Below are 26,096 nucleotides of genomic sequence, written 5' to 3'. Positions count from 1 at the left end.
TTTTTATTTAATTAAATTTAAATTTATTAGATTGGTACATTCCTTGCTCAATTGATTACAGGGTTCGATTAAACAGGGAATGGTTATGTCACCTTCAACAGCATCTCAGCCAGTCATTGTATGTAGTGACAGTATTAGTGACCAAGCAGATATCAGCGCCAAATTGGCGCTGCATTACGACCATATATTAGCTTGTCAGCTTGTACAGTTAGAGAAGATGGTTGGGCGTGAAAGCAGCTCAATTGTGGTTGTCTCCTGGCGTCAGCCAACGGCGGAGTTACGCCTGATCGTTGAGTTTTGCAAGAGCAAGAAAATCCCGCTCCTTGTTATTCTTAAACAGCTAAATTCTAATGATATCAATAGACTACCTCAGTCTAATGATTTCGTTATTCTTCCTTTTGATTCTTCATTTGATCTCAAACCTTGGGTTGATTATTCAATTCAGGTTCGTGATCAAAGCGTTGCGTTGCAACAAGAAATACAGCAGTTGACGGCAAAACTGGAAGAGAGAAAGTGGATTGAAAAAGCCAAAGGATTGCTGATGAGGATGCATGCTATCGATGAAGAGAACGCTTATCGCGTATTAAGAAGTTCTGCGATGCAATCTAGTTTATCTATGGCGCAAGTTGCGAAGAACGTGATTCATACCTTCGATAGTATCAATGGTAAATAATACTTTGGGGGTAGGGAGAAATTGTTGATTTGGTGCAGGTTGCACTTAGAAATGCAGTGTAATCACTATAAATTGAAATGTTTTAATTTAAGTGGTTGAAAAATAATAAATATAAAAGATGGCATACAAATTGGATTACTATTTGTAGATAAATTTAAAGTATAACTTCGGACATCATCAACGGCGGTGATGAAAGAAATAGCAAAGGCGCTACTGCTCAATCGGGCAGTAGCGCCTTTTTGTGTTTTGGGATTCGTTATAAGGAAAGGGAGTATTGCGATGCAATATATCAAGCCATGGATGCGCACTTTAGTGCTCGGCGCTTCACTTGCAACTTCAGCTTCACTGCTCAGTGCCACTGCTCATGCTGAGATTGGTGAGCCGGAAATTGAAGATCTTAAATTTGGATTTATTAAGCTGACTGATATGGCACCCCTCGCGGTTGCCTACGAGCAAGGTTATTTTGAAGACGAAGGTTTATACGTCACGTTAGAAGCGCAAGCGAACTGGAAAGTTCTGTTAGACCGCGTGATAGACGGTGAACTGGATGGTGCACATATGCTGGCTGGCCAGCCTCTCGGCGCAACCATTGGCATTGGCACCAAAGCAGAAGTGGTGACGGCATTTAGCATGGATTTGAATGGTAATGCGATTACTGTCTCCAATAACACTTGGGAGCAAATGAAGCCATTCCTTGCCAAAGAAAGTGATGGGAAAATTGCTCACCCGATTAAAGCAGACGCTTTGAAGCCTGTTATCTCTAAGTATCGTGACGAAGGTAAGTCGTTCAACATGGGGATGGTATTTCCTGTCTCCACTCATAACTACGAACTGCGTTATTGGTTAGCTGCGGGTGGTATCAATCCGGGTTATTACGCTCCAACGACAGGTGATAACAGCGGTCAGCTAAAAGCCGATGTGCTGTTAAGTGTCACTCCTCCTCCACAAATGCCATCCACTATGGAAGCGGGCACAATTCAGGGCTATTGCGTTGGCGAACCATGGAACCAGCAGGCGGTGTTCAAAGGTATCGGCGTTCCAGTGGTGACGGACTACGAGATTTGGAAAAACAACCCAGAGAAAGTTTTCGGTGTGTCTAAAACATGGGCAGATAAATACCCAAACACCCATCTGCGAGTGGTACGAGCTTTGATTCGTGCAGCGTATTGGTTAGATGAGGGCAACAATGCTAACCGACAAGAAGCAGTAAAACTTTTGGCGAAAAGTCAGTATGTGGGTGCAGATGCAGAAGTCATTGCCAACTCTATGACAGGTACCTTTGAGTACGAAAAAGGAGATAAGCGCGATGTACCTGATTTCAACGTTTTCTTCCGTCATAACGCCACTTATCCGTACTACAGCGATGCGATTTGGTACCTCACTCAGATGCGTCGTTGGGGACAAATTCCAGAGCAGCAGTCTGATGATTGGTACATGAGCATCGCCAAAGAAGTGTATCGCCCAGACATCTATCAACAAGCTGCTCAGTCTTTGATTGAAGATGGCACGTTATCGGCGAAGGATTTCCCAGATTTCAAACAGATGGATGGATTCCGCGCTCCTCAGAAACACTTCATCGACAACATCGTGTATGACGGCCGTCAACCGAATGCTTATCTGGAGAAGTTCTCTATTGGTTTAAAAGGCAAAGACAAAGTTTAAGCCTCACGCTTGGAGGCTCTGAGAGTCTCCAAGCAAACAGATGTACACGGAAGTTCTAGGGCTACAGACCCTAAAAGACAGATAGCCAAGGAGTTTGCTATGTCGAGCAATGTTATTTCACTGATTCCAAGTCGCACTCAAGTTGTGAGCCAAAGCAAGATGATCTTGTGGCCAATGCTCGGAATCTGCTTTTTTCTTATGTTCTGGCATTTGGCTGCCAAACAAGTAGAGACCTCATTAGGTACCTTGCCGGGTCCAGTTCAAACCTTTACACAGTTCAGCAATTTGGTTGATGAGCACTTTAAGGAACGAGAGAAAGAAGTGGCATTTATTGAGAGGCAAGAAAAGCGCAATCAAACCAAATTGGCTAAGAATCCAGACGCAGAAGTGAAGATTCGTCCATACACAGGCAAACCGACCTTTTTTGATCAAATTGGTACCAGTTTAGTCACGGTTTCCGCAGGCTTTTTGCTAGCTTCTGTTATCGCCATTCCGCTTGGCATTGTGTTGGGGCTAAATCAAGGCATGTATCAGGCGTTTAACCCGATTATTCAGTTGCTCAAACCTGTATCACCGCTTGCATGGTTACCTATTGTCACCATGGTGGTGAGTGCGACTTATGTCAGTGATGACCCAATGTTTGCTAAATCGTTCGTCAACTCACTCTTTACCGTTGCACTTTGTAGCTTGTGGCCAACGCTTATCAATACTGCGGTGGGTGTGACCAGTGTGGACAAAGACCTGCTCAACGTGAGCAAAGTATTGCGCCTCTCTTGGTGGGCACACATTCGGACCATTGTTTTGCCTTCTGCGATTCCAATGATTTTTACCGGATTACGTTTATCACTGGGTATTGCGTGGATGGTTCTGATTGCGGCTGAAATGCTGGCACAAAACCCAGGCTTAGGGAAATTCGTTTGGGACGAATTCCAAAACGGTAGCTCAGCATCACTGGGCAGAATTATGGTCGCGGTGTTTGTTATCGGCTTTATCGGTCTGTTATTGGATCGAGGCATGCTCAAACTGCAAAAACGCCTGTCTTGGAACAAACAACAAGAACTTCGCTAAAGGAGAAATTTCATGTCAAAAGCATTTTTAGATCTATCACAACTCGGCATGCGTTTCCCGACGCCACAAGGTGAATTTGTGGCACTGAAAAACGTCAATCTGCAAATCCAAAAAGGCGAGTTTATTTCACTTATCGGTCACTCAGGCTGTGGTAAGTCAACCGTGTTAAACCTTGTCGCTGGGCTGCATAACCCAACCGATGGAGGTGTAATTCTGGATAGTCGCGAGGTTGATGGACCGGGACCTGAGCGTGCCGTTGTATTCCAGAACCATTCTTTATTGCCTTGGTTGACCGTGTATCAAAACGTTGAACTGGCGGTGAAACAAATCGCCAAAGGTAAATCGAAAAGTTGGATTAAAGAGCAGGTGGAACACTACCTGAATTTGATTCAAATGGATCATGCAGCAGATAAGAAGCCGGATGAAATTTCAGGTGGTATGAAGCAGCGCGTTGGTATTGCTCGTGCACTGGCGTTGCAACCGAAAGTGTTGTTGATGGATGAGCCATTTGGCGCACTGGATGCATTGACTCGTGCACGTTTGCAAGACGCAACGATGAAGATTCAGGCAGAGCTGAATAACACTGTCATCATGATTACTCACGATGTGGATGAAGCTGTATTGCTGTCAGACAAAATCGTCATGATGACCAATGGCCCCGCGGCCACGGTGGGCGAAGTGCTTGAGATTGATCTACCAAGACCACGTGACCGAGTCGCGTTGGCAGACAACCCGACGTATCAAAAATATCGTCAATCGGTACTGCGCTTTTTGTATGAAAAGCAAACCAAAACAGAAGCAGCTCAAAAAGTCGCTGCTCCTATGGCAAAAACGGCTTAAGGAAGAGTCTCATGATGGAACATATCGTTATTGTCGGCAACGGAATGGTGGGACATCACCTTGTTGCGAAATTGGTTGAGCAGCAAGCTCATTTAGAAAAACGTATTACAGTGATTGGTGAAGAGCGGTTTATCGCCTATGACCGAGTACAACTCTCTTCTCTGTTTTCAGGTAAGTCTCATGAAGACTTAATGCTAAGCAGTGAAGAGTGGTATCAAAAACATGGCATCAATCTGATTTTAGGCAGTGAAGTGACGGCGATTAACCGCGTTCAAAAGAGTGTTATTTTAGATGGTGATGATGTTCTGGGTTACGACTCGCTTGTGCTAGCAACGGGTTCGTACCCGTTTGTTCCGCCAGTGCCGGGCCATGAGCGTGACGGTATTTTTGTCTATCGAACTTTGGATGATCTGTCTTCGATTCGTAACGCTTGTGATAAAGCAAAAACGGGCGCGGTGATTGGCGGTGGTTTGCTGGGTTTAGAAGCCGCAAACGCGTTGCGTCTTTTGGGTGTGGAAACGCATGTCATCGAATTCGCGCCCCGCTTAATGCCAGTGCAGTTGGATGATGGTGCGGGTACGATTCTTAAAGAGAAAATCGAAAAGCTCGGCTTAACCGTTCATACATCCACTGCGACAGAAAAAATTATTGATGGTGAAACAGCAAAACACCGTATGGTGTTTAAAGATGCAGAACCTTTGGAAGTGGACGTGATTGTCTTTTCGGCAGGTATTCGCCCGCAAGATGCACTGGCTCGCCAATGTGGATTAGAAATCGGTGAACGTGGCGGTATTGTGATTAATGATAGTTGCCAAACCAGCGATGCAAACATCTACGCCATCGGTGAGTGTGCATTATGGCAACAACGCATCTTTGGCTTGGTTGCTCCGGGGTATGCAATGGCTCGTGCGGTTGCTGGTCAAATTATGGGGCAGGGCGGCGATTTCACCGGCGCAGATATGAGTACCAAGTTGAAGCTGTTGGGTGTGGATGTGGCATCTATCGGTGACGCGCAAATGCAAACGGAAGGCGCTCAAGAGCTTGTTTTGCAGGACACCTGCACCGGCAGTTATAAAAAGCTGGTGGTTGATCAAAGTGGCACTCAGCTTTTAGGTGCCATTCTTGTCGGTGATAACTCTGACTACGATGCGTTGCTGCAAGCTTATTTAAACAAAACGGTATTGCCGGAACATCCTGCTTATCTGCTGTTTGATACCTCTTCGCTCAGTGGTGAAGTCTCTGATGACACCATGATCTGTTCTTGCCATAACGTGACGAAAGGTGCGCTAGTTAATGCCATTCATGCAGGTGCGGTAGAGTTGAATGATCTCAAAGCGGTAACTAAAGCGGGTACTGGCTGTGGTGGTTGTTCAAGTATGGTGAAATCGGTTCTCGATGCAGAGCTGGTGGCGATGGGGATGGAAGTGAACAACCACGTTTGCGAACATTTTGAATATTCACGCCAAGAGCTGTTCCATATCTGTCAGGTTGAAGAGATTAAAGATTTCGATACCCTACTGGAAAAACACGGGCACGGTTTAGGTTGTGATTTATGTAAGCCAACTGCGGCGTCAATTTTCGCTTCCCTGTGGAACGAACATATTATGGAACCGCAACTCAGTCGTTTGCAGGATACCAATGATGCTTTCATGGCAAACATGCAGAAAGACGGTTCTTACTCCATTGTGCCGCGTGTTCCGGGTGGAGAAATTACACCGGACAAACTGATTGTACTGGGGGAAGTGGCTAAGAAATACGACCTTTATACCAAGATCACCGGTGGGCAACGGGTTGATTTGTTTGGCGCGCAAATGGAACAGTTACCTGAAATCTGGCGTGAACTGATCAACGCTGGTTTTGAAACTGGGCATGCTTACGGCAAGTCTCTGCGTACGGTGAAATCTTGCGTCGGTTCTACTTGGTGTCGCTATGGTGTGGATGACTCGGTAGGTTTGGCGATAGAACTGGAAAATCGCTACAAGGGTCTACGTTCACCACACAAACTCAAATTCGCCGTATCGGGTTGTACTCGTGAATGTGCTGAAGCACAAAGCAAAGACATTGGTGTGATTGCCACTGAAAACGGCTGGAACCTTTACGTTTGTGGTAATGGTGGTATGCGCCCTCGTCACGCCGATTTACTGGCATCCGATCTATCAAAAGAGCAGCTGATTGCACTGATTGACCGCGTACTCATGTTCTATGTGCGCACCGCAGATAAACTGCAACGTACATCAGTATGGCTGGAGAGTTTAGAGGGCGGACTAGAGTATCTGAAACAAGTCGTGATTGAAGACTCTCTAGAGTTGTGTCAACAGTTAGAGCAGCAAATGTCACATGTCATTAATTCCTATCAGTGTGAATGGAAGAGCACGGTTGAATCGGAAGAGAAACTGCGTAAATTCCGTCCGTTTATTAACCACCAAGAGGGAAGCATGGCGCTGCCTTATCAACGTATACGCGAACAGCGTATCCCAGTAGTTCAGGAGCTTTAATTATGATGGAACGTATTTGTAGACTGGATGAACTGATGCCTTTACAAGGTTGCGGAGCGTTAATTGGGGGTGAGCAGGTTGCACTGTTCTTGATTCCTCATACCCAGCAGAAAGTGTTTGCAGTTCAGAACTGGGATCCGATTGGTCAGGCGAATGTGATCAGTCGCGGTATCGTCGGTGATGTGAATGGTGAGATTTGTGTTGCCTCACCGCTGTATAAACAACATTTTAAACTCGAAACGGGCGAATGTGTTGAGAAGCCAGAATTCCAGCTAAAAACATGGTCTGTTTACATAGACGATGGGGAAGTGTATCTGGCAAATTCAAACGTTGCTGCGGCCTAAATACCAGTGACTAGCGAACGGTTAAAAGTCTTGAATTAAGAGCGTTTAATCGCGAATTTAGGTGGCATATAGCAAAGATAAGGGCGTCTTACTTAGGTAAGACGCCCTTATTATTTAATATTTGTCGTCAACAACAACGCTAGGTTTTTTCTTAAACTTCTCACGCAGCGTCTGCATCATCACGAAGAACACTGGGGTGAGTAGCGTGCCAACAAAGGTGGATAAGATCATACCACCAAACACAGCGAAGCCGAGTGAGTGACGTGATGCCGCACCAGCGCCGGAAGCGATTACCAGTGGGAATACCCCCCAAATGAATGCAAACGCGGTCATCTGCACCGCTCGGAAACGGATTCGAGCCGCTTCCATCGCCGCCTCAAGGATTGATAGCCCTCTGTTTTCGCGCAGAACTTTAGCGAACTCAACAATCAAAATCGCTACCTTGGCGGACATACCTATCAGTATCACCACACCTATCTGTACATAAAGGTCGAACGCTTGGCCTGCCATGATCAATGCGGCAACCGCGCCTAATACTGCAATTGGCACTGCCATCATTACCGCTGCCGGAATGGTCCAACTCTCATACTGAGCAACCAAGAACAGGTAGGTGAATATCAAAGAGAGCGCAAAGGCAATCGGTGCCATGTTGCCAGCTTTCAGTTCTTGATAGGTCATACCTGACCATTCGTACGAATAGCCGCTTGGCAGTTCTTCTGCAGCCAGTTTCTCAATCGCTTTAACCACATCACCGGAACTGAAGCCTGCGGCTGGCGCACCATTGACGGTTGCTGCACTGAACATGTTGTAGTTTGAAAGCGTATCCGGGCCAAAAATAGGTTTGATTTTTATCAGTGTACCTAGTGGCACCATGTTTCCTGTCGCACTGCGCACATAGAGACGACCGATATCATCAATATTGTCGCGATATTGTTGTTCTGCTTGAACTTTTACCTGATATGAACGACCAAATTTATTGAAATCGGAAATATAGGCCCCGCCCAGTTGTGATTGTAAGGTGGAGAATATTTCATTCAATGGCACGCCCAATGAGATGGCTTTATCTCGGTCGACATCAATAAAACGCTGCGGAATATTGGCGCGGAAGATTGAGAATGCTCTCGCTACTTCTGGCAGCTGGTTTATTTTTGCTACGAAATCCGCGGTCGTGCTCGCCAATTCTTGAGGAGAACGACCTAAGTTGTCCTGCAATATCAAGTTGAAGCCATCAACCGCGCCCATGCCTTTAATCGCAGGAGTTGCAAACACAAATGACGCTGCATCTGGGTTGGCATTAAGCATCTGTCCCACTTTTTGCATCAGAACACGTTGATGTAAAGCCGGATCTTTACGTTTGCTCCAGTTATCCAGTTTGATGATCAACATACCTGAGTTGGGAATCGCAGCCATATTAATCACCGAGAAGCCCGCCACAGAAACCACGTTTTCTACGCCGTCGAGCTGGCGGAGCTCATTTACGTATTTTTCCATCAATGGCGCTGTACGTTGCAAAGCCGCTGCGTCAGGCAAGCGCATTTCAACCATAAATACGCCTTTATCTTCGTTTGGAACGAAAGCTGAAGGGATCTGCATAAAGCTAAAGGCCAGTGTGGCAATTAAAGCGCCATAAATCGCTATGCTCAGCAACATGCGTTGACCAAGAAAGCCCACAAGTCCTCGGTACTTAGATGTAATCGCTTCAAAACCACGGTTAAATGCACGCAGCGGAGCGATAGGCGTAGAATGTTCTGACTTCAGCATCAAAGCACATAGGGCTGGTGTCAGTGTTAGCGCGTTCACGGCCGAAATCAATACCGACACACAGATGGTAACTGCGAACTGGTTAAACATTTTTCCTGAAATTCCCGGTAGCAAGGCAACCGGAACAAACACAGCAAGAAGGATCAGAGTCGTCGCCAGTACAGGCCCCGTAACTTCTTTCATTGCTTGGATAGTGGCGGGAATAGGATCTAGGTGCTCTTCATGTATGACCCTTTCCACGTTTTCGACCACGATGATGGCGTCATCCACCACGATACCGATGGCGAGAATCAGACCAAATAACGAAATGGTATTGATGGTCATACCCATAACGCCCATTACGGCAAAGGTCGCAATGATTGAAACTGGAATCGCCAGCGTTGGGATAATGGTTGCACGCCAGTTTTGCAGGAACACGTAGACCACCAATGTCACCAGCAACACGGCAATAATCAGCGTCTCATAAACTTCATCGATCGATGTTTCTACGTACTCGGTTGAGTCGTACGCAATGTCATACACGAGGTCATCAGGGAATGAACGTTCGTACTGTTTCATCGCTTCTTTAATGCGTTCCATTACCTCCAACGCATTGGCAGTCGGTAACTGATAGAGTGCAAGCACAGCGGCTGGCTCGTTATTCATTCGGCCATCGGCTTCATAGCCCTGAGCGCCGACTTCAATGCGCGCCACGTCTTTTAGACGGATTAATGAACCATTCGCATTGGCTTTAACGACGATGTTTTCAAATTCTTCTGCGGTTTGTAATCGCCCTTTCACCTGTAAAACGTACTGATGTTGTTGTTCGTCTGGAGCAGGCATACCACCAATTTTACCGGCTGCGACCTGTACGTTTTGCGTTTTGATTGCTCCAATCACATCCGATGCCGACAGCTTTAGCGACGCCAGTTTGTTGGGTTGCAGCCAAACACGCATCGAATAGTCTTTTTTACCCAACAGGGTAATATCACTCATCCCTTCAATACGTTTTAAGCGTTCAACGATATTCAGGTCAGCGTAGTTGGAAAGGTAGATACTGTCGTGTGTCTGCTTTGGTGAACGCAAAGTGATAACGCCAAGCATGTCGGAAGATTTCTTACGAACAGTAACACCGATTTGGTTAACTTCTTGCGGCAGAGAGGAAGACGCTTGAGAGACAAGGTTGTTGACTCGAACTTGCGCCATATCGCCATCTGCGCCAACTCGAAAGTAGACGCGCAAGGTATATGAACCGTCATTCCCGATAACGGAAGACATGTAGATCATGTCTTCAACCCCGTTCACCTTCGCCTCAACTGGCTGTGCAACGGTTTTTTTCACCACATCAGCACTTGCACCGGGATACATAGTACTGACGGTAATCACGGTAGGAGAAATTTGTGGATATTCAGAAACTGGCAATACTTTCAGAGCGATAAGCCCCATTAGTGTCATCGCCAGCGAAATAACCAGTGCAAACTTAGGTCGATAGATAAAAAATTTACTTAACATAATTATGCCTAACTCGCTTTATTCGCTGGAACGGTGACATCGTTGGCTTGTACTTTCATACCGACACGAACTTTCTGTAATCCTTTCACAATCACTTTTTCGTTTTCAGCTAGTCCGGCGGTCACTGCTTTGTTGGTTCCGTATGTTTGCCCCAAGTCGATTTCACGGCGCACCACGACATTGTCGCTGTTTACCACCATGACGTAGTCACCAGACTGGTCTTGCTGCACTGATGCGGCAGGGACAAGTAACCCTTCGATGGTTTTGCCTTTCAAGCTAATGGTTAGGTTGCCGTACTCACCCGGCATCAGTGAGTATTTGGTATTGGCAAAGGTGGCTTCGGCTTGAATTGAACCTGTATCAAGGTCGATTTTGTTGCCTACTGCGTAAATTTTACCGTCTGCTGGGTATTCACTGCCGTCAGATAAATTTAGGTCTAAGTCGACATCGAGTTTGCCGTCTTCGGCTCTTACTGCATCGACAACGTTGCGTATACGTCGATAAAGTTTTTCATCAATATTGAATCGAAAGTGGATAGGGTCGATTTGTGTCAGGGAGACTAAAGGTTTTAACTGCAATGTTGTGATGCGGTCACCCACACGGTAGTTGCTAAATCCGACACGACCTGAAAAAGGAGCGCGGATGGTTGAAAATTCAAGGTCTAGCTGCGATGAAAGTAACGAGGCTTCCGCACCTTTCACAGAGGCTGTTGCTGTCGCCAGTTTAGCGATGGCATCATCGTACTGTTGTTCACTGATGCTCTTGTCTTTAATCAGCTTCTTCGCTCTGTCTGCTTCGCGGTTAGCAAGAGAGAGTTCTGCCTGCGCTTTTTGTAATGAAGCTTTCGCGTATGCGAGTGCAGCTTTATATGGACGAGGATCGATTTGGAACAATACCTGATCTTTCTCCACCATATCGCCATCTTTAAAGTGAACTTCAGTCAGTTCACCATTCACTCTTGGCATAATATCGATGTCATTTTCAGCGACCGTTCTGCCAATAAAAGAATGGTAAGGCGTAATTTCCGAAGCCTGCATTGTCACCGTTTCGACGATAGGCGCGGCAACTTGCTGTTTTTGTGTGACGTCCTTACAGCCCAATAGAAGTAGGGAAACAATAGCTGTAGAAGTTAGGACATACTTGTTGTCGAATCTCATTATTAGGACCTGTAGGTTTGATGGTTATTCTCTTAACGCAGCTTTTTGCTGTCATTGGATGAGCCTGTTTTGAATAGACAACGGGGTTAACTTCCGTCTTAGCGATGAGTAGTTCAACGCTAAGTCAGAAGCTTTTGCTTTTTATTGTTTTTGCGAATCGAGTATGTAATAGAAAGTTACAATTCGCTTTGGGGGCAATATTAAAGAAAAGGAGGGGTTAGAAATGTCCGATAATGTTCAGTTTTGCAATTTCGTCAGGAAAACCGTACTTGCCAATTTGGAAAGTTTAATTCTCATTTCGGGTAAAACAGGCGGGCTCCAGCAATGCTGCTTTAATGGCGTTAAGCAGTTTGTGCAGGTGTTCAGGCTGGCTAATGTATGGTGGCATAATGTAAATCAAGCGGCCAAATGGACGAATCCATACACCTATCTCAACAAACAGAGCCTGAATATTCTCCATGTGGACAGGATGATGGGTTTCAATAACTCCTATAGCGCCTAAATAACGAACCTGTTTCACTTCAGAGTACGACTCAAACTGCACCAGCTCCTCGGCAAAGAAAGTCTCAATCTGTTTAACCTGCTTTTGCCATTGTTCCGTGGCAATGATGTCTAAGCTGGCTGAAGCTACAGCGCAAGCGAGCGGGTTACCCATAAACGTTGGGCCATGCATAAAGCAACTTGCTTCACCGCCACAAACCGTATCGGCAACTTTTTGCGTGGTCAGAGTGGCAGAAAGAGTCATATAGCCACCAGTCAATGCTTTGCCTACACAAAGAATGTCTGGCTGTACATCGGCGTGTTCACACGCAAACAATTTCCCCGTTCTGCCAAATCCGGTCGCGATTTCATCCAATATCAACAGCAGGTTGAATTCATCACAAAGCTGTCGAACTTGGCGCAAAAATTCTGGGTGATAGATACGCATCCCGCCGGCACCTTGCACGATTGGTTCAAGTATCACAGCGGCTATTTGCTGGTGATGTTGGATCAGCTTATGACGAAAATCTTCAATATCGGACTCATCCCACTCTTGCCAAAAGTTGCCTTGTGGTGAGTTTGCAAAGATGTGCTCAGGAAGAAAGCCTTTATAAAGGCTGTGCATGGAGTTGTCGGGGTCAGTTACAGACATCGCAGCAAAGGTATCACCATGATATCCGTGGCGTAGTGTCAGGAATTTTGAGCGGCTTTCCCCTTTGGCGTGCCAATACTGCAACGCCATTTTCAGGCTGACTTCTACAGCAACAGATCCTGAATCTGCCAGAAAGACTTGCTGCATATTACTTGGAGCAAGTGAAAGGAGTTTTTTGCACACATCAATTGCTGGCTGGTGGGTTATCCCGCCAAACATCACATGAGACATCTTATCAATCTGCTGATGCGCCGCCTGATTAAGCAGAGGGTGGTTGTAACCGTGTATCGCTGACCACCAGGAAGACATGCCATCAACCAGTTGTTCCCCTTGCTCTAAATAGAGATGAACACCTTCTGCATGTGTCACGGGGTAGCAGGTCAGAGGTGTCAACGTTGAAGTGTAAGGATGCCATATATGCTGGCGATCAAAGGTTAAGTCCATTCTAAACTCGCAATTAATGTGATTAAAAAATAATCTAACGTAAACTTTGTGAGATCTATTGTGTTGACAGTTTATCGCGTGTCGTTAGACTAACCAAGCATAAATGCCTAGAAGCGTTCGGTTTTTGATCGGCGAGTTAAGCGAGATAAGAGCCCTCAGTGAGAAAGGCACAGAACAATAATTATCAATAAGGATTACACGTGGAAATTCGTCACAACTGGACAGTGTCTGAAGTAAAAACACTGCTTGAAAAACCTTTTATGGATCTGCTTTTCGAAGCTCAGTTGGTTCATCGTCAGTACCAGCCTCACAACCATGTTCAAGTGAGTACCTTGTTGTCGATTAAAACCGGCGCTTGCCCTGAAGACTGCAAGTATTGTCCTCAAAGCGCGCATTATCGTACCGATGTGGAGAAAGAACGCTTAATGGAAGTTGAGCGAGTACTTGATGCCGCGCAGAAAGCGAAAAATTCAGGTTCAACACGTTTCTGTATGGGTGCCGCGTGGAAAAACCCGAAAAGTAGAGATATGCCATACCTTAAAGAGATGATTTCAGGTGTGAAAAATATGGGTCTGGAGACCTGTATGACTCTGGGAATGTTGAATGCAGAACAAGCGAGTGAACTGGCTGAAGCTGGCTTGGATTATTACAACCACAACCTTGATACCTCTCCTGAGTATTACGGAAACATCATCACAACCCGTACTTATCAGGATCGATTAGATACGCTCTCTCACGTGCGCGAAGCAGGGATGAAAATCTGCTCCGGTGGCATTATTGGTATGGGCGAAAGCACAAACGACCGCGCGGGTTTGCTTGTTGAACTGGCTAACTTATCGGTTCACCCTGAAAGTGTGCCAATTAACATGCTGGTGAAAGTAAAAGGTACGCCGCTGGAAGAGGTTGAAGATGTTGAACCGTTTGACTTTATTCGTTTGATCGCGGTCGCTCGCATCATGATGCCTAAGTCTGCGGTGCGTTTATCGGCAGGGCGCGAAAAAATGAACGAGCAGATGCAGGCGCTGTGTTTTATGGCGGGCGCAAACTCAATCTTCTACGGTTGCAAGTTATTAACCACACCAAACCCAGCAGAAGACAGCGATATGTTGTTGTTTAAAAAGCTTGGAATTAACAGCCAGCAAGTAGCGCAGAAACCGGATGAAATCGCTGAGAATGAGCTTCTTGATCGCGTAGTAGAACGCGTTGCCTCTCGTCCAACTGCAGACGATTTATTCTATGACGCAACAGTTTAGATCTCGCGTTCAAGGTGCATTGCTCGAACGGGAAAATCTCGGTTTAACTCGCTCGCTTCAGGTGCTAGAAGGCGGAAATCAGGTCTCAACTCAGTGTGGTGACACTGAGTTTATCAACTTCTCCAGCAATGACTATCTGGGGCTTGCCAGTGATAAAGCGCTGACGCGTGCGTGGCAAGTCGGACTGGATATTTATGGCGCAGGAAGTGGTGCTTCTCCTTTGGTGACAGGTTTCTCAGCGGCGCATGCCAGTTTGGAGAGCTCGCTATGTGAGTGGCTGGGCTACGAAAGAGCAGTATTGTTTGGCTCTGGCTTCAGTGCTAATCAGGCGTTGCTTTTTACTTTGATGCGTAAAGACGATTTACTGCTACAAGATAAGCTAAATCATGCTTCATTAATGGAAGCTGGGATGCTTTGCCAAGCAGCAATGAAGCGCTTTAAGCACAACGATCTCCAACACCTATCTCAACTGCTCTCTGGTGACCAAAATGCGTTGGTGGTGACGGAAGGCGTCTTTAGTATGGATGGCGACAGCTCTCCATTGAAAGAAATTCATCAGCTAACACGAAACAATGCTTGGTTGATGGTCGATGATGCTCATGGTGTGGGCGTTTTAGGCGAAGATGGAGCCGGCAGTTGCAATGCAGCGGGTATTCATCCCGAGATACTGGTAGTGACGTTCGGCAAAGCATTTGGACTCTCGGGCGCGGCTATTCTGTGCAGTGAAGAAATGGGGAACTATCTGACTCAGTTCGCACGACATCATGTTTATTCGACAGCTATCCCTCCAGCGCAGGCTTATGCCATTACTCACGCCGTTGGCATGATTCAGACTCAGCATTGGCGACGCGAAAAGCTTCATGAGCTGTCTCAGGTTTATGATGAACTATTGCAGTCAGCTGACGGCTATGTCGCGACATCTACACCGATCAAACCTTTTATTTTGGGTAAATCTCAACAGGCACTTAACGTTGCGCGACAACTTAAAGATAAGGGCTTTTGGATGACAGCTATTCGCCCGCCAACGGTTCCTGAAGGCTCAGCTCGATTACGTATCACGCTGACGGCCAATCACAGTATCGAAGATATCACGGCGTTAGCCAACGCTTTATCTCAGTGTATGGAGTCAAACAAATGAGTGAACTTGCCTTACACTCAGAGATTGAAAGCAAAGATAAATCTGCTATTTCAAGCGCCTTTAGCAAAGCCGCCGCGACCTATGATAAACACGCGGCATTTCAGCGCGATGTTGGTCATCGCTTATTAAAGCAGCTACCCGCAGATTTATCTGGGCTTCGGGTTCTCGATTTGGGCTGCGGGACGGGTTACTTTTCACAACAACTTAAGCAGCTAGGGGCGAATGTGGTGTGCGCCGATCTCTCTCCGGCTATGCTTGAGCAGGCGAGAGAGCGTTGTGGTGAGGATTCGGTCACGTATGTTCATGCCGATGCGGAAGAACTGCCTTTTCCTTCTGGCGAGTTTGATATTGTTTTTTCAAGTCTGGCTCTTCAGTGGTGTGATGATTTATCTACGCCTCTGGCGGAAATACGACGAGTACTCAAACCATTAGGTCGTGGTTACTTTTCTACGTTGCTTGATGGCTCCTTGGCTGAGCTTAAGCAGTCATGGCGGAAAATTGATTCTCATCAACATGTTAATGAGTTCATCTCTTTCAATCAGGTAAAAGTTGCGTTAGCGCAAGCCGAGATTCCTAAGCATCACTTAAACTTGGCCGAGATGATTGTTTGGTATGACAGCGCTTTTGAGCTTATGCGCGATCTAAAGGGCATCGGGGCGAACCATATCCATTCAAGATCTCAGGGGTTGACGGGAAGACGGGCACTGATTCAAGTAGAGCGGGCCTATGAACGATTTCGAAGTCAGCAAGGTTCTTTACCTGCAACGTATCAGGTTTGTTTAGGGGTAATTTATCGATGATAAATGCATTATTTATTGCGGGTACGGACACCGATGTTGGTAAAACAGTGGCTTCAAAAGCGATACTGCAAGCGATTGCCAATAAGGGATTTACAACAATTGGCTATAAACCAGTAGCGGCGGGTTGTGAGAGAACGGAGCAAGGTTTACGAAACTCTGACGCTCTTCATCTCATGAAAGTAGCGACACAAGAAATGCCGTATGACGACGTCAATCCATATGCGCTAGAATTGCCTGCATCGCCACACATTGCAGCTAAACACGAGAATCTGACAATTGATTACAAGGTATTGAGTGACAAACTGGCTTACCTGAAAACAAAAGCGGACACCGTATTGATTGAAGGTGCAGGTGGCTGGCGAGTGCCTGTCTCTGACACAGATTGTTTATCGTCTTGGGTCAAACAAGAGAAACTACCCGTTGTATTAGTGGTGGGTGTGAAACTTGGTTGTTTAAGTCACGCTCTGCTTACGGCGGAAAGTATTGAAGCAGATGGTTTGACAATTGTTGGGTGGGTGGCAAACCGTATTAACCCGGGCACCGAGCACTATGCTGAAATTATTGAGGTGTTGGAATCTCGTATCCATGCGCCGAAACTTGGCGAAATCCCATATATCCCAAGCGCTAAACGCACTGAACTTGGAAAGTACATCAATCTTGAACCTTTGATGGAAAAGGAGCTCGCGTAGTCGGGTTCTAAACCAAGTATCCTGAAATAGCTTGGGGACAGACAAAACAAAAAGGGCTGCAGATTATGCAGCCCTTTTTAAAATCTGTTTGATTACACTTCTTTGTTCAAACCAAGCATAGCGAATGCTTGTTGAGTTTCAGCGATATGTTGTTGCACAGATTGTTCTTGACCAATACCCAGTTGCAACTTCGCTTCTTCTTCAGTTAAGCCTAAATGGCAGCGGAGTAGGTCGATTGCCATTTTGTAACTTTGAGCTTCAGCCATGATGATATCCTTCGTTATGATGTCTCTCTCACTACTCGGAATTTAATCTCTTTCGACCTGTGCCTCAATACGACAAAAGTCTAACTCTACAGAGATCGGATCTGTTTACATTATAGCCACATAATTGACATTAAATGTTTCAATTTAACACTTAACCTTGTTTTTTAAATCGCAGACACTATGTATTAGAAAAGTCCTGAAGCCTTTGTGTGGAATACTTCACCGGCTTTGGGTTAATAGTCAGCTTTCCTCAACGGAGATAATTAATGAAGCGAGTATTGTTATTCTTGGCAACCAACCTAGCCGTCGTAATGGTGCTAAGTGTTGTTTTGAATATTGTTTATGCCACTACAGGGATGCAACCGGGTAGTTTATCTGGATTGCTCGTAATGGCAGCCGTGTTTGGTTTCGGCGGTTCATTTATTTCACTCTTAATGTCAAAGAGGATGGCTCTGAGTTCAGTGGGTGGTGTTGTAATTGAAAACCCACGTAACGAAATGGAGCACTGGCTGCTGGAAACTGTGAAGCGTCAGTCGCAGCAAGCAGGTATTGGTATGCCTACTGTTGCTATTTACGATTCTCCAGATATGAACGCATTCGCTACTGGTGCAAAACGTGATGATTCGTTAGTGGCGGTTTCTACAGGCCTGCTACATAACATGACGCGTGATGAGGCCGAAGCTGTGCTTGCTCATGAAGTTAGCCACATTGCAAACGGCGATATGGTTACCATGACCTTGATGCAAGGTGTTGTGAACACATTCGTGATCTTCTTGTCGCGCTTCATTGCTAACATTGTTGCTTCTCGTAACAGTGACGAAGAAGGTCAGGGCAGCAACATGATGGTGTACTTCGGTGTCTCTATGGTGCTTGAATTGGTGTTAGGCTTCCTAGCAAGCTTCATTACCATGTGGTACAGCCGTCATCGTGAATTCCATGCTGATGCGGGCGCTGCTCAATTGGTGGGTAAGCACAAGATGATTGCGGCACTAGAGCGCTTGAAGATGAGCTACGAACCTCAATTGGAAGGTTCTATGATGGCGTTCGGTATCAACGGTAAGCGTACGATGACTGAGCTACTGATGAGCCATCCACCGCTAGATAAACGTATTGCTGCATTGCGCAATTCTTAAAATTTATAAGCCAGCTTCTTAGCTGGCTTTTTTGTGCCTTCCATTTGTCTCCCTTGCATACTGTTAAATTTCTCTGCTAAAGAATTCTTACAAAAAGTTGTACAAATATTTTTTTGTACAACTTTTCTTTGTGCGCTATCCTAACACTTAACTTATACGGAAAATAAATTTGTACAGGTTTAGCGAATATGGATATCCAAGTTATCGCCCAGTTTTATCAGCAGCTCAGTAAAGACAATTTGCATTTGCTGCCAGAGGTTTATCACCAGCAGGTGGTATTTGAAGATGCGGCGCATCGGATAGAAGGGCTGGAAGCACTGCAAAGCTATTTTGCTAACCTTTATCAGAATGTTGAGCGATGTGAGTTTTCAATTGCCGAACAACATCAGTCTGACAATGACGGATTTATCACTTGGACCATGCATTTGCAGCACCCCAAGTTATCTGGCGGCAATCCTATTGATGTTAATGGTATGAGCCACCTTAAATTTGCCGACGGCAAGGTTATATCCCACCGAGATTACTTTGATCTGGGCGAAATGCTTTACGAGCACATCCCTTTACTTGGTGGAGTCATTAAAAGCATTAAGCGGAGGTTGGGCCAATGAGTGCGGTACTGATTACTGGAGCAACATCTGGCATTGGACAGCAATTGGCGTTGGATTATGCCAAACGAGGCTGGCAAGTTATTGCTTGTGGGAGAAATAAAGAATCTTTGGCTAAGCTAGATGAAGCGTATTCAAATATTGAGACTTGCGAGTTTGATATTACGGATCGAGTGCAGACCTTCAATGCGCTGCGCAGTTTACCGTTGACTCCAGACCTTTGGCTTCTTAATGCGGGCAATTGTGAGTATATCGATAATGGAGAAATGGATTCGAAACTGGTTGAGCGAGTGTTTCAAACCAATGTGTTCGGTTTGACCAATATTATTGAAGCGATAGAGCCTCATTTAGTCTCAGGGCACAGAGTGGCGGTGGTGAGTTCAATCGCCAGTGAGCTGGCACTGCCGCGAGCGGAAGCTTATGGTGCATCCAAAGCTGCAGTCGGATACATCGCTCGTTCATTACGCTTGGATTGGCGCGACCGAGGCGTCGAAGTATCTACAATTTTCCCTGGTTTCGTTGATACGCCGCTAACCGCGAAAAATACCTTTTCTATGCCCATGCTCATCAGCGTTGAACAAGCATCAGAAGCGATTCAGAAAGGTTTAGATAAAGGGTTGTCCAACATTTATTTCCCCAAACGATTTACCTGGATTTTAAGAATACTGGGGTCATTACCTTACTCATGGCAGCACGCAGTGACTGGTCTGCTGTTTCGGTCTTAAAAGGAAAACAATATGAAGATTGCAATTATTGGTACAGGTATTTCTGGTTTGTCTTGCGGTTACTATCTGCATGAACAGCATGACATTACGGTATTTGAAGCCAATGATTATATTGGTGGGCATACAGCGACGGTTGACGTTGAACTCGGCGGAAAAACTTACGCGGTAGATACCGGTTTTATTGTTTACAACGATCGTACATATCCTAACTTTATTAGTTTAATGGCCGAGTTAGGTGTGACAACGACGCCGACCGAAATGAGTTTCAGTGTTCGTAATGATGCGAATGGTCTTGAATACAATGGGCATACGATCATGACTCTGTTTGCTCAGAAACGTAATTGGCTGAACCCTCGTTTCTATCATTTTATTTCCGAAATTCTGCGTTTTAATAAGTTAGCCAAAGAAGAAGCCAAGGAGTCTGAAGTCAATCTGCAAACTCTTGGGCAGTTTCTCAATCATCATGGCTTTTCGCATTATTTCTGTGAAAACTACATTCTTCCAATGGGCGCAGCTATTTGGTCGTCGTCTCTGGCGGATATGCGTGCGTTTCCATTAACGTTTTTCCTGCGCTTTTTCTTAAATCACGGGCTGCTTGATATCAGCAATCGTCCTAAATGGAACGTTATTCAAGGCGGCTCTCGCTCCTACATTGAGCCACTTACCCAAGGGTTTAAACAGAGTATTCGAACCAGTTCACCTGTCGACAAAGTAAAACGTGCTGCTGGTGGTGTTGAAGTGACAAGTCTTGGCAAAACCGAGTGGTTCGATGAAGTGGTTTTTGCTTGTCACAGCGATCAGGCGCTTTCGATGCTGGAAGACGCAACAGAAAGTGAGCAGCAAATCTTGTCTCAGCTTGGTTATCAGGCAAACGAAGTCATTTTGCATACCGACACCAATTTGCTGCCTAAGCGTAAAGCGGCTTGGGCGTCATGGAACTATTGGTTGAGAGGGGATGAAGGGCAGGATTCTCACTTACCTTCACTCACCTATAACATGAACATTTTGCAGCATATTGATGCACCAGAGACTTTCTGTGTGTCACTAAATAGCAGTGAGCACATCGATCCGAACAAGATTCTTCGCAGCTTTGTTTATCACCATCCAGTGTTTACCGAAGAGTCGATTAAAGCGCAACAACGTAAAGCAGAAATCAGCGGAGAAAATCATACTTGGTTCTGTGGAGCATACTGGCACAACGGTTTCCATGAAGATGGCGTACGAAGTGCGTTAGATGTGGTGACCAATATTGCGCGCGTTAATGAAGCCAAGATGAAAGGGGCTGCGTAATGTCAGCCCTCAACAGCCAACTGCTCGTAGGCAGTGTGAGGCACAGACGCTTCACTCCTAAGAACCATGCGTTGACCTATTCCTTGTTTATGCCCTGCATTGACTTGGATGAATGGACTTCGTTATCGCAAAAAGTATGGGGACTAGGCGAGAAATGGTGGCACTGGGCAAGATTGCGCCGTGAAGATTACCTTGGCGACGGTGAACTCAAACAGGCTATACAAGATAAAGTGTTTGAACTCACGGGCAACCGAATAGAAGGCAAGGTGCTTGCCGTGATTCACTTGCGCTACTTAGGTATCTATTTCAGCCCTGTGAATTTTTATTACATCTATGACGAAAATGGTGAGTGGCGTTATTTGCTGGCAGAGGTCAGCAATACACCTTGGAATGAACGCCACTACTACGCGATACCGGCTGAAATGGGCGCTGACGGAGAGAACTGGCAACATGACAAAGCGTTTCATGTTTCTCCGTTTAATCCGATAGATCAGCAGTACCAGTGGAAGTTAAAGCCGTTGACTGAGTCTCTTATGGTGCATTTGGAATGTCATCGCGAAGGTAAAGCATTCGACGCAACACTGGCTATGAAAGGCCAAGAATTTACCACCAAAGGTTTGCTTGCTTTGTTAGCAAAAACGCCGGTTATGGCGATAAAAGTGACATTAGGAATTTACTTGCATGCGCTGAAACTATGGATGAAAGGTGTGCCGATTCATGATCATCCGAACACACAAAAAAAGAAAACAATCGTAGTAAGGAGAATACGCAATGATAAATGTGACTTCTATGGATATGCCAACCAGCTTATCTGCGTGGCAGAAAAGCGCTCGCAACGTTGCATTTAAATGTTTGCAGTACTTGGATGTCGGCAGCTTAACGATTGTGGAGTCTTTTTCTGATCAGGCGTCTAATCAGCAGCAGTTTGGTCATAAAAATCAAGATGAACCTCATGCAGTGATCTGGGTTAAACATCCTGATTTTTATTCGCGACTATTGAAAGGTGGCAGCATTGCAGCCGCAGAAGCGTATATGGATGACTGGTGGGATAGCCCAAATCTAACGGCTCTAATGGAACTTATGGCGAAAAACATGAGTGCGTTAGACAGAATCGAGCAACGCAGCAGTTGGTTGACGCAGTGGGCGTATAAGGTTGGCCATTGGTTCAAACGAAATTCCGTTGATCAGGCCAAAGAAAACATCGAAGCGCATTATGATTTGGGAAATGAACTTTACAAGACCTTCCTAGACAAACGAATGCTCTACTCAAGTGCGTTGTACTCATCGCCAAATGACACGTTAGAGCAAGCGCAGATTAACAAGATGGAACGCCTCTGCCAGCAGTTACAACTGAAACCGAGTGACCATGTGATTGAAATCGGTACCGGTTGGGGCGCTATGGCGATTTACATGGCTCAAACTTACGGATGCCATGTCACTACCACCACCATCTCGGAAGAACAATACAGTTATGCAAAAGAGCAAATTGAGCGCGCAGGTTTAGGTGACCGCGTCACTTTACTTAAGCAAGACTACCGAATGTTGGAAGGTCAGTACGATAAGCTGGTTTCTATCGAAATGATTGAAGCAGTGGGTAAGCAGTATCTTAAGTCTTACATCAAGAAGTGTCAGTCGTTACTAAAACCAAAAGGTTTAATGGCAATACAAGCGATTACCATCGCCGATCAGCGTTACGACTATTACAGCAATAATGTTGATTTTATTCAGAAATATATTTTCCCAGGCGGATTTTTACCGTCGGTTACGGTGCTGACTCAAACGGCTACTCAGCATAGTGATTTGATTACCAGAGATATTTTTGATTTAGGGCTCGATTATGCTCAAACCCTGAAAGACTGGAGGCTGCGTTTTGAACAGTCACTTGAGCAAGTGTCACTGCTCGGCTATGACGAACGCTTTATTCGTATGTGGCGTTACTACTTCTGCTATTGCGAAGGTGGCTTTAACGCGCGAACCATAAGCACCATACATATGACGCTGCAACGAGGCTAACTGTGGGGCGCCTATTTGTCGTATCACTCTGGTTCCAGATAATCTGGTTTCTCGCTGTTCTGGGACAGGAGCGCTTTCAGTGGCTGACTTTAGCTTTGGGGCTAGTGACGTTAGGTTACGCTGCCTATTCAAGCCGTGATGACATTGGCAGGATATTAGCGCTTGGTGTCGGAGGAATTGCTTTAGATTCCTTTAATAGCGCATTTGGCCTATTGGTATTTAAAAGCGCTCACGTACCTGTGTGGCTCGCCGCTCTCTGGTTGGTGTTTGTCTGGTACGCAAGACAATGGGTACCGCACTTAAGCAAATACCGTAAAGGCTTGGTGATGCTGTTTGTCGGGGTCTGTGGTGCCTTGAGTTACTGGGCTGGATATAAATTTTCAGCGGTTGAATTTTCATTATCCGTTGTAGGTTCACTAGTCGTATTAACTGTGCAATGGGCTGGTGTAGCGTGGTTAATCATGAGGGTGTTTACAAATGATTGCTCAGTTTCGGTCAATAATCCTGACACTGATAGTACTCGTTAGCGCTAATGTCAGCGCAACGGGAAATACAAATGATGTTGTTCGTCAATGGCAACAGTGGCCAATTGTTGGTCAGGCGACGCTCTCTTGGCTGTGGCTGGATATTTACTCCTCCCAGTTACGTTCGCCAGATGGCAAGTACAAACTAGAGGGTGATATTTCACCGCATCCCATAGCGTTGGAAATTCGCTATCTCAGGGATATCAGTAGTACTCAGTTGCTCGAAGCAACAGAAGAACAGTGGCAGAAACAAGGTTTCAGTGATGAGAAGATAACCACTTGGATGCCAAAGTTAACAACTATATTTCCCAGTGTGAAAACTGGTGAAAAGCTGATTTATGTTACGGATGGCACTGAGGGTGAGTTCGTCTATATTTCCAACGTTGGTGAACAGAAAGTGGTGGGAACGATAGACGATGAGTCACTGAATGATGCGTTTTTAGCCATTTGGTTATCACCTAAAACGGAATATCAAACCTTGCGCCAACAACTATTAGGGATGAATCGATGATGAGTTGGGTTAAAAAGAGTTTTGTGGCGTCAGTATTGCTGTTATTGACAGCATGCAGCGCCGAGTTATCGGATTATCATCAAAGCGAACCGAAATTCGACCTGTTCGGTTATTTCGAGGGCAACACGAAAGCTTGGGGAATGGTGCAAGATTATACTGACAAGCAGACTCGACGCTTTGAAGTGGATATTGAAGGGCATATTATCGGCAACACTCTGACACTGACCGAAGATTTTGTCTTTGACGATGGCGAGAAGAGCCAACGGGTTTGGGCTATTCAGCGTTCGTCGAATGGTTTCTATCTTGGGCGAGCTGACGATGTTATTGGTGACGCTATCGGGCAGGAAGTCGGCAATGCACTTCAGTGGAAGTATGATTTCTTGTTAAAAATGGACGATGGTGAAATTGAGGTGACTTTTGATGACTGGCTTTACCGTCAAGATGAGAGTCGGGTATTTAACATCACCAAGATTAAAAAGTTTGGTATTGAAGTGGGGCAGGTAACGCTGTTCTTCGAAAAGAGTCAATAAATAAACTTATGGCAAATAAAAAGGGAGGCAGTGCCTCCCTTTCTTAATCGAATTACAGCTTATAGCTTGTCAGTTAGCTCAATCGCTTGACCGATATAGCTTGCAGGTGTCATTTCTTTCAAACGCGCTTTTTCTTCTTCTGGCAGTTCTAGGCCATCAATGAAGTTACGCATTGCTTCACCGTCAACACGTTTACCACGAGTGAGCTCTTTTAGCTTCTCGTATGGCTTTTCAATGCCGTAACGACGCATCACTGTTTGTACTGGCTCTGCTAGAACTTCCCAGTTCTTATCCAGTTCAGCCAGTAGAGCTTCGCGGTTCACTTCTAGCTTGCTGATACCTTTCAGAGTCGACGTGTAGGCAATGATTGCATAACCCACGCCCACGCCTAGGTTGCGCAGTACCGTTGAGTCTGTAAGGTCACGTTGCCAGCGAGAGATAGGCAGTTTTTGTGCTAGGTGAGTAAACACAGCGTTTGCCAGACCTAAATTACCCTCTGAGTTTTCGAAATCGATTGGGTTAACTTTGTGTGGCATGGTTGAAGAACCGATTTCGCCAGCAATTGTTCTTTGCTTGAAGTGACCTAGAGCGATGTAGCCCCAAACGTCACGGTCGAAGTCGATAAGAATCGTGTTGAAACGTGCCACTGCATCAAATAGCTCTGCGATGTAATCGTGAGGTTCGATTTGAGTTGTGTATGGGTTCCAAGTTACGCCAAGAGATTCTGTAACGAACTCTTCGCTGAATTTGTGCCAATCAACCGTTGGGTAAGCAGAAAGGTGCGCGTTGTAGTTACCTACAGCACCGTTGATTTTCGCTAGGATTTCAACGTTCGCGATTTGCTTGTATTGACGTTCCATACGGTACGCAACGTTCGCCATCTCTTTACCCATAGTCGATGGAGAAGCAGGCTGGCCGTGAGTACGAGATAGAAGTGGGATATCACGATATTCAACCGCTAGGCCACGGATAGCATCAATAATGTTACGGATTTCAGGAAGAATAACCGTATCACGAGCTTCTTTAAGCATCAGAGCGTGAGAAGTGTTGTTGATGTCTTCAGAAGTGCATGCAAAGTGAATGAATTCATTAACTGCGTGAAGCTCAGGAACGCCAGCAACTTTTTCTTTTAAGAAATATTCCACCGCTTTTACGTCGTGGTTAGTTGTGCGTTCGATATCTTTGATACGTTGTGCATCAGCTTCGCTGAAGTTTGCTGCAACGCTATCAAGGAATTTGTTTGCTTCTTCACTGAATGCAGGAACTTCTGCAATCTCAGCTGTTGCTGCAAGCTTCTGTAACCAGCGAATTTCAACGATAGTACGGTATTTAAGTAAGCCAAATTCACTAAAAATACTGCGTAGTGCAATAGTTTTACTGCCGTAACGGCCGTCTACTGGTGAAACAGCAGTCAATGCTGACAGTTCCATGATCTTCTCCTGAATTGGTTTCTAAATTTCGTGTGCTTTATACCAGTATCAATGGCAATTGTCACGAATATTGCGCAAACGATTGCGCGAGATTTCTACTACTCAAAACGATGAGCAAAAAA

At 45.6% G+C, this 26,096-nt stretch carries 24 protein-coding genes; 19 read left to right on the top strand and 5 right to left on the bottom strand.

All coding sequences use genetic code 11. The features are described 5' to 3' along the window. The first annotated feature begins 85 nt into the window (after nucleotides 1-85). From P4S58_RS09115 to nirD, 6 genes are all read left to right on the top strand, one after another. On the top strand, nucleotides 86-673 hold the full coding sequence (locus P4S58_RS09115) for an ANTAR domain-containing response regulator (protein WP_102952946.1): 588 nt from the start codon (nucleotides 86-88) through the stop codon (nucleotides 671-673). A 279-nt stretch (nucleotides 674-952) separates the two neighbouring features. Beyond that, nucleotides 953-2,335: a CmpA/NrtA family ABC transporter substrate-binding protein gene (locus tag P4S58_RS09110; RefSeq protein WP_337163701.1), complete on the top strand. Its 1,383-nt coding sequence runs from the start codon at nucleotides 953-955 to the stop codon at nucleotides 2,333-2,335. 99 nt (nucleotides 2,336-2,434) lie between these two features. Then, entirely contained in the window at nucleotides 2,435-3,403 is a 969-nt protein-coding gene (locus tag P4S58_RS09105; protein ID WP_102952948.1) for an ABC transporter permease, read from the top strand. Between the two features lie 12 nt (nucleotides 3,404-3,415). After that, nucleotides 3,416-4,243: an ABC transporter ATP-binding protein gene (locus P4S58_RS09100; protein WP_337163699.1), complete on the top strand. Its 828-nt coding sequence runs from the start codon at nucleotides 3,416-3,418 to the stop codon at nucleotides 4,241-4,243. Nucleotides 4,244-4,257: 14 nt separating this feature from the next. Continuing rightward, nucleotides 4,258-6,738, top strand: coding sequence for a nitrite reductase large subunit NirB (nirB, locus tag P4S58_RS09095; protein ID WP_337164549.1), 2,481 nt, complete (start codon nucleotides 4,258-4,260; stop codon nucleotides 6,736-6,738). A 2-nt stretch (nucleotides 6,739-6,740) separates the two neighbouring features. Next, nucleotides 6,741-7,082 carry a nitrite reductase small subunit NirD gene (gene nirD / locus P4S58_RS09090; protein ID WP_337163698.1) on the top strand — a complete coding sequence of 114 codons (342 nt, stop codon included), beginning with the start codon at nucleotides 6,741-6,743 and terminating at the stop codon, nucleotides 7,080-7,082. 114 nt (nucleotides 7,083-7,196) lie between these two features. On the opposite strand, the gene P4S58_RS09085 is transcribed toward nirD, so the two are convergent. The 3 genes from P4S58_RS09085 to bioA all read right to left on the bottom strand — a co-directional run bounded on the left by P4S58_RS09085 (nucleotide 7,197) and on the right by bioA (nucleotide 13,067). Further along, the gene (locus P4S58_RS09085) at nucleotides 7,197-10,334 is read right to left on the bottom strand and encodes an efflux RND transporter permease subunit (protein WP_337163697.1); all 3,138 of its coding nucleotides are present in this window, start codon (nucleotides 10,332-10,334) and stop codon (nucleotides 7,197-7,199) included. 8 nt (nucleotides 10,335-10,342) lie between these two features. After that, nucleotides 10,343-11,491 (bottom strand): efflux RND transporter periplasmic adaptor subunit, encoded by a 1,149-nt coding sequence (locus P4S58_RS09080; RefSeq protein ID WP_337163695.1) that lies wholly within the window; start codon nucleotides 11,489-11,491, stop codon nucleotides 10,343-10,345. Between the two features lie 286 nt (nucleotides 11,492-11,777). Further along, nucleotides 11,778-13,067: an adenosylmethionine--8-amino-7-oxononanoate transaminase gene (bioA, locus tag P4S58_RS09075; RefSeq protein ID WP_337163693.1), complete on the bottom strand. Its 1,290-nt coding sequence runs from the start codon at nucleotides 13,065-13,067 to the stop codon at nucleotides 11,778-11,780. A 200-nt stretch (nucleotides 13,068-13,267) separates the two neighbouring features. Between bioA and bioB the strand changes: the two genes are divergently transcribed. Genes bioB through bioD form a run of 4 tightly spaced genes read left to right on the top strand, consistent with a single transcriptional unit; the run spans nucleotide 13,268 to nucleotide 16,947 of the window. Further along, on the top strand, nucleotides 13,268-14,320 hold the full coding sequence (gene bioB / locus P4S58_RS09070; protein WP_042481905.1) for a biotin synthase BioB: 1,053 nt from the start codon (nucleotides 13,268-13,270) through the stop codon (nucleotides 14,318-14,320). Continuing rightward, the gene (bioF, locus tag P4S58_RS09065; RefSeq protein ID WP_337163690.1) at nucleotides 14,304-15,458 is read left to right on the top strand and encodes an 8-amino-7-oxononanoate synthase; all 1,155 of its coding nucleotides are present in this window, start codon (nucleotides 14,304-14,306) and stop codon (nucleotides 15,456-15,458) included. The genes bioB and bioF overlap by 17 nt, the downstream gene beginning before the upstream one ends. Continuing rightward, the gene (bioC, locus tag P4S58_RS09060; protein ID WP_042481910.1) at nucleotides 15,455-16,258 is read left to right on the top strand and encodes a malonyl-ACP O-methyltransferase BioC; all 804 of its coding nucleotides are present in this window, start codon (nucleotides 15,455-15,457) and stop codon (nucleotides 16,256-16,258) included. The genes bioF and bioC overlap by 4 nt, the downstream gene beginning before the upstream one ends. Then, on the top strand, nucleotides 16,255-16,947 hold the full coding sequence (gene bioD, locus P4S58_RS09055) for a dethiobiotin synthase (RefSeq protein WP_337163687.1): 693 nt from the start codon (nucleotides 16,255-16,257) through the stop codon (nucleotides 16,945-16,947). Before bioC ends, bioD begins: the two co-directional genes overlap by 4 nt. Before the next feature lie 92 nt (nucleotides 16,948-17,039). On the opposite strand, the gene P4S58_RS09050 is transcribed toward bioD, so the two are convergent. Beyond that, nucleotides 17,040-17,213 carry a hypothetical protein gene (locus P4S58_RS09050; protein ID WP_167828591.1) on the bottom strand — a complete coding sequence of 58 codons (174 nt, stop codon included), beginning with the start codon at nucleotides 17,211-17,213 and terminating at the stop codon, nucleotides 17,040-17,042. A 266-nt stretch (nucleotides 17,214-17,479) separates the two neighbouring features. Between P4S58_RS09050 and htpX the strand changes: the two genes are divergently transcribed. From htpX to P4S58_RS09005, 9 genes are all read left to right on the top strand, one after another. Next, nucleotides 17,480-18,346, top strand: a complete 867-nt coding sequence (htpX, locus tag P4S58_RS09045) for a protease HtpX (protein ID WP_042481914.1) — start codon at nucleotides 17,480-17,482, stop codon at nucleotides 18,344-18,346. Nucleotides 18,347-18,534: 188 nt separating this feature from the next. Then, nucleotides 18,535-18,954: a nuclear transport factor 2 family protein gene (locus tag P4S58_RS09040; protein WP_112404731.1), complete on the top strand. Its 420-nt coding sequence runs from the start codon at nucleotides 18,535-18,537 to the stop codon at nucleotides 18,952-18,954. Beyond that, nucleotides 18,951-19,676, top strand: coding sequence for an SDR family NAD(P)-dependent oxidoreductase (locus P4S58_RS09035; RefSeq protein WP_337163683.1), 726 nt, complete (start codon nucleotides 18,951-18,953; stop codon nucleotides 19,674-19,676). The genes P4S58_RS09040 and P4S58_RS09035 overlap by 4 nt, the downstream gene beginning before the upstream one ends. A 12-nt stretch (nucleotides 19,677-19,688) precedes the next feature. Further along, nucleotides 19,689-20,966, top strand: a complete 1,278-nt coding sequence (locus P4S58_RS09030; protein WP_337163682.1) for an NAD(P)/FAD-dependent oxidoreductase — start codon at nucleotides 19,689-19,691, stop codon at nucleotides 20,964-20,966. Further along, the gene (locus P4S58_RS09025) at nucleotides 20,966-21,814 is read left to right on the top strand and encodes a DUF1365 domain-containing protein (RefSeq protein ID WP_337163680.1); all 849 of its coding nucleotides are present in this window, start codon (nucleotides 20,966-20,968) and stop codon (nucleotides 21,812-21,814) included. Before P4S58_RS09030 ends, P4S58_RS09025 begins: the two co-directional genes overlap by 1 nt. After that, nucleotides 21,738-22,979 (top strand): cyclopropane-fatty-acyl-phospholipid synthase family protein, encoded by a 1,242-nt coding sequence (locus P4S58_RS09020; RefSeq protein WP_337163678.1) that lies wholly within the window; start codon nucleotides 21,738-21,740, stop codon nucleotides 22,977-22,979. The genes P4S58_RS09025 and P4S58_RS09020 overlap by 77 nt, the downstream gene beginning before the upstream one ends. Before the next feature lie 2 nt (nucleotides 22,980-22,981). After that, entirely contained in the window at nucleotides 22,982-23,506 is a 525-nt protein-coding gene (locus tag P4S58_RS09015; protein WP_102967867.1) for a DUF2878 domain-containing protein, read from the top strand. Beyond that, on the top strand, nucleotides 23,457-24,014 hold the full coding sequence (locus tag P4S58_RS09010; RefSeq protein WP_102965999.1) for a chalcone isomerase family protein: 558 nt from the start codon (nucleotides 23,457-23,459) through the stop codon (nucleotides 24,012-24,014). The genes P4S58_RS09015 and P4S58_RS09010 overlap by 50 nt, the downstream gene beginning before the upstream one ends. After that, nucleotides 24,014-24,544, top strand: coding sequence for a DUF3833 domain-containing protein (locus P4S58_RS09005; RefSeq protein ID WP_337164548.1), 531 nt, complete (start codon nucleotides 24,014-24,016; stop codon nucleotides 24,542-24,544). The genes P4S58_RS09010 and P4S58_RS09005 overlap by 1 nt, the downstream gene beginning before the upstream one ends. Before the next feature lie 59 nt (nucleotides 24,545-24,603). On the opposite strand, the gene purB is transcribed toward P4S58_RS09005, so the two are convergent. Next, a complete protein-coding gene (purB, locus tag P4S58_RS09000; RefSeq protein WP_102941640.1) occupies nucleotides 24,604-25,974 on the bottom strand; it encodes an adenylosuccinate lyase in 1,371 nt (456 codons plus the stop codon). Between the last annotated feature and the right edge of the window lie 122 nt (nucleotides 25,975-26,096).

This window comes from Vibrio sp. Hal054, assembly GCF_037162405.1.
GTDB lineage: Bacteria > Pseudomonadota > Gammaproteobacteria > Enterobacterales > Vibrionaceae > Vibrio > Vibrio diazotrophicus.
The sequence above is the reverse complement of the archived record's forward strand: the minus strand, read 5'-3'. Positions and strand labels throughout refer to the sequence as shown.

Excerpts from the sequence above, each read along its gene's own strand:
- P4S58_RS09115 (WP_102952946.1), top strand. The coding sequence starts at position 86 with ATGTCACCTTCAACAGCATCTCAGCCAGTCATTGTATGTAGTGACAGT.
- P4S58_RS09110 (WP_337163701.1), top strand. The coding sequence starts at position 953 with ATGCAATATATCAAGCCATGGATGCGCACTTTAGTGCTCGGCGCTTCA.
- P4S58_RS09105 (WP_102952948.1), top strand. The coding sequence starts at position 2,435 with ATGTCGAGCAATGTTATTTCACTGATTCCAAGTCGCACTCAAGTTGTG.
- P4S58_RS09100 (WP_337163699.1), top strand. The coding sequence starts at position 3,416 with ATGTCAAAAGCATTTTTAGATCTATCACAACTCGGCATGCGTTTCCCG.
- nirB (WP_337164549.1), top strand. The coding sequence starts at position 4,258 with ATGGAACATATCGTTATTGTCGGCAACGGAATGGTGGGACATCACCTT.
- nirD (WP_337163698.1), top strand. The coding sequence starts at position 6,741 with ATGATGGAACGTATTTGTAGACTGGATGAACTGATGCCTTTACAAGGT.
- P4S58_RS09085 (WP_337163697.1), bottom strand. The coding sequence starts at position 10,334 with ATGTTAAGTAAATTTTTTATCTATCGACCTAAGTTTGCACTGGTTATT.
- P4S58_RS09080 (WP_337163695.1), bottom strand. The coding sequence starts at position 11,491 with ATGAGATTCGACAACAAGTATGTCCTAACTTCTACAGCTATTGTTTCC.
- bioA (WP_337163693.1), bottom strand. The coding sequence starts at position 13,067 with ATGGACTTAACCTTTGATCGCCAGCATATATGGCATCCTTACACTTCA.
- bioF (WP_337163690.1), top strand. The coding sequence starts at position 14,304 with ATGACGCAACAGTTTAGATCTCGCGTTCAAGGTGCATTGCTCGAACGG.
- bioC (WP_042481910.1), top strand. The coding sequence starts at position 15,455 with ATGAGTGAACTTGCCTTACACTCAGAGATTGAAAGCAAAGATAAATCT.
- bioD (WP_337163687.1), top strand. The coding sequence starts at position 16,255 with ATGATAAATGCATTATTTATTGCGGGTACGGACACCGATGTTGGTAAA.
- P4S58_RS09050 (WP_167828591.1), bottom strand. The coding sequence starts at position 17,213 with ATGGCTGAAGCTCAAAGTTACAAAATGGCAATCGACCTACTCCGCTGC.
- htpX (WP_042481914.1), top strand. The coding sequence starts at position 17,480 with ATGAAGCGAGTATTGTTATTCTTGGCAACCAACCTAGCCGTCGTAATG.
- P4S58_RS09040 (WP_112404731.1), top strand. The coding sequence starts at position 18,535 with ATGGATATCCAAGTTATCGCCCAGTTTTATCAGCAGCTCAGTAAAGAC.
- P4S58_RS09035 (WP_337163683.1), top strand. The coding sequence starts at position 18,951 with ATGAGTGCGGTACTGATTACTGGAGCAACATCTGGCATTGGACAGCAA.
- P4S58_RS09030 (WP_337163682.1), top strand. The coding sequence starts at position 19,689 with ATGAAGATTGCAATTATTGGTACAGGTATTTCTGGTTTGTCTTGCGGT.
- P4S58_RS09025 (WP_337163680.1), top strand. The coding sequence starts at position 20,966 with ATGTCAGCCCTCAACAGCCAACTGCTCGTAGGCAGTGTGAGGCACAGA.
- P4S58_RS09020 (WP_337163678.1), top strand. The coding sequence starts at position 21,738 with ATGATAAATGTGACTTCTATGGATATGCCAACCAGCTTATCTGCGTGG.
- P4S58_RS09010 (WP_102965999.1), top strand. The coding sequence starts at position 23,457 with ATGATTGCTCAGTTTCGGTCAATAATCCTGACACTGATAGTACTCGTT.
- P4S58_RS09005 (WP_337164548.1), top strand. The coding sequence starts at position 24,014 with ATGAGTTGGGTTAAAAAGAGTTTTGTGGCGTCAGTATTGCTGTTATTG.
- purB (WP_102941640.1), bottom strand. The coding sequence starts at position 25,974 with ATGGAACTGTCAGCATTGACTGCTGTTTCACCAGTAGACGGCCGTTAC.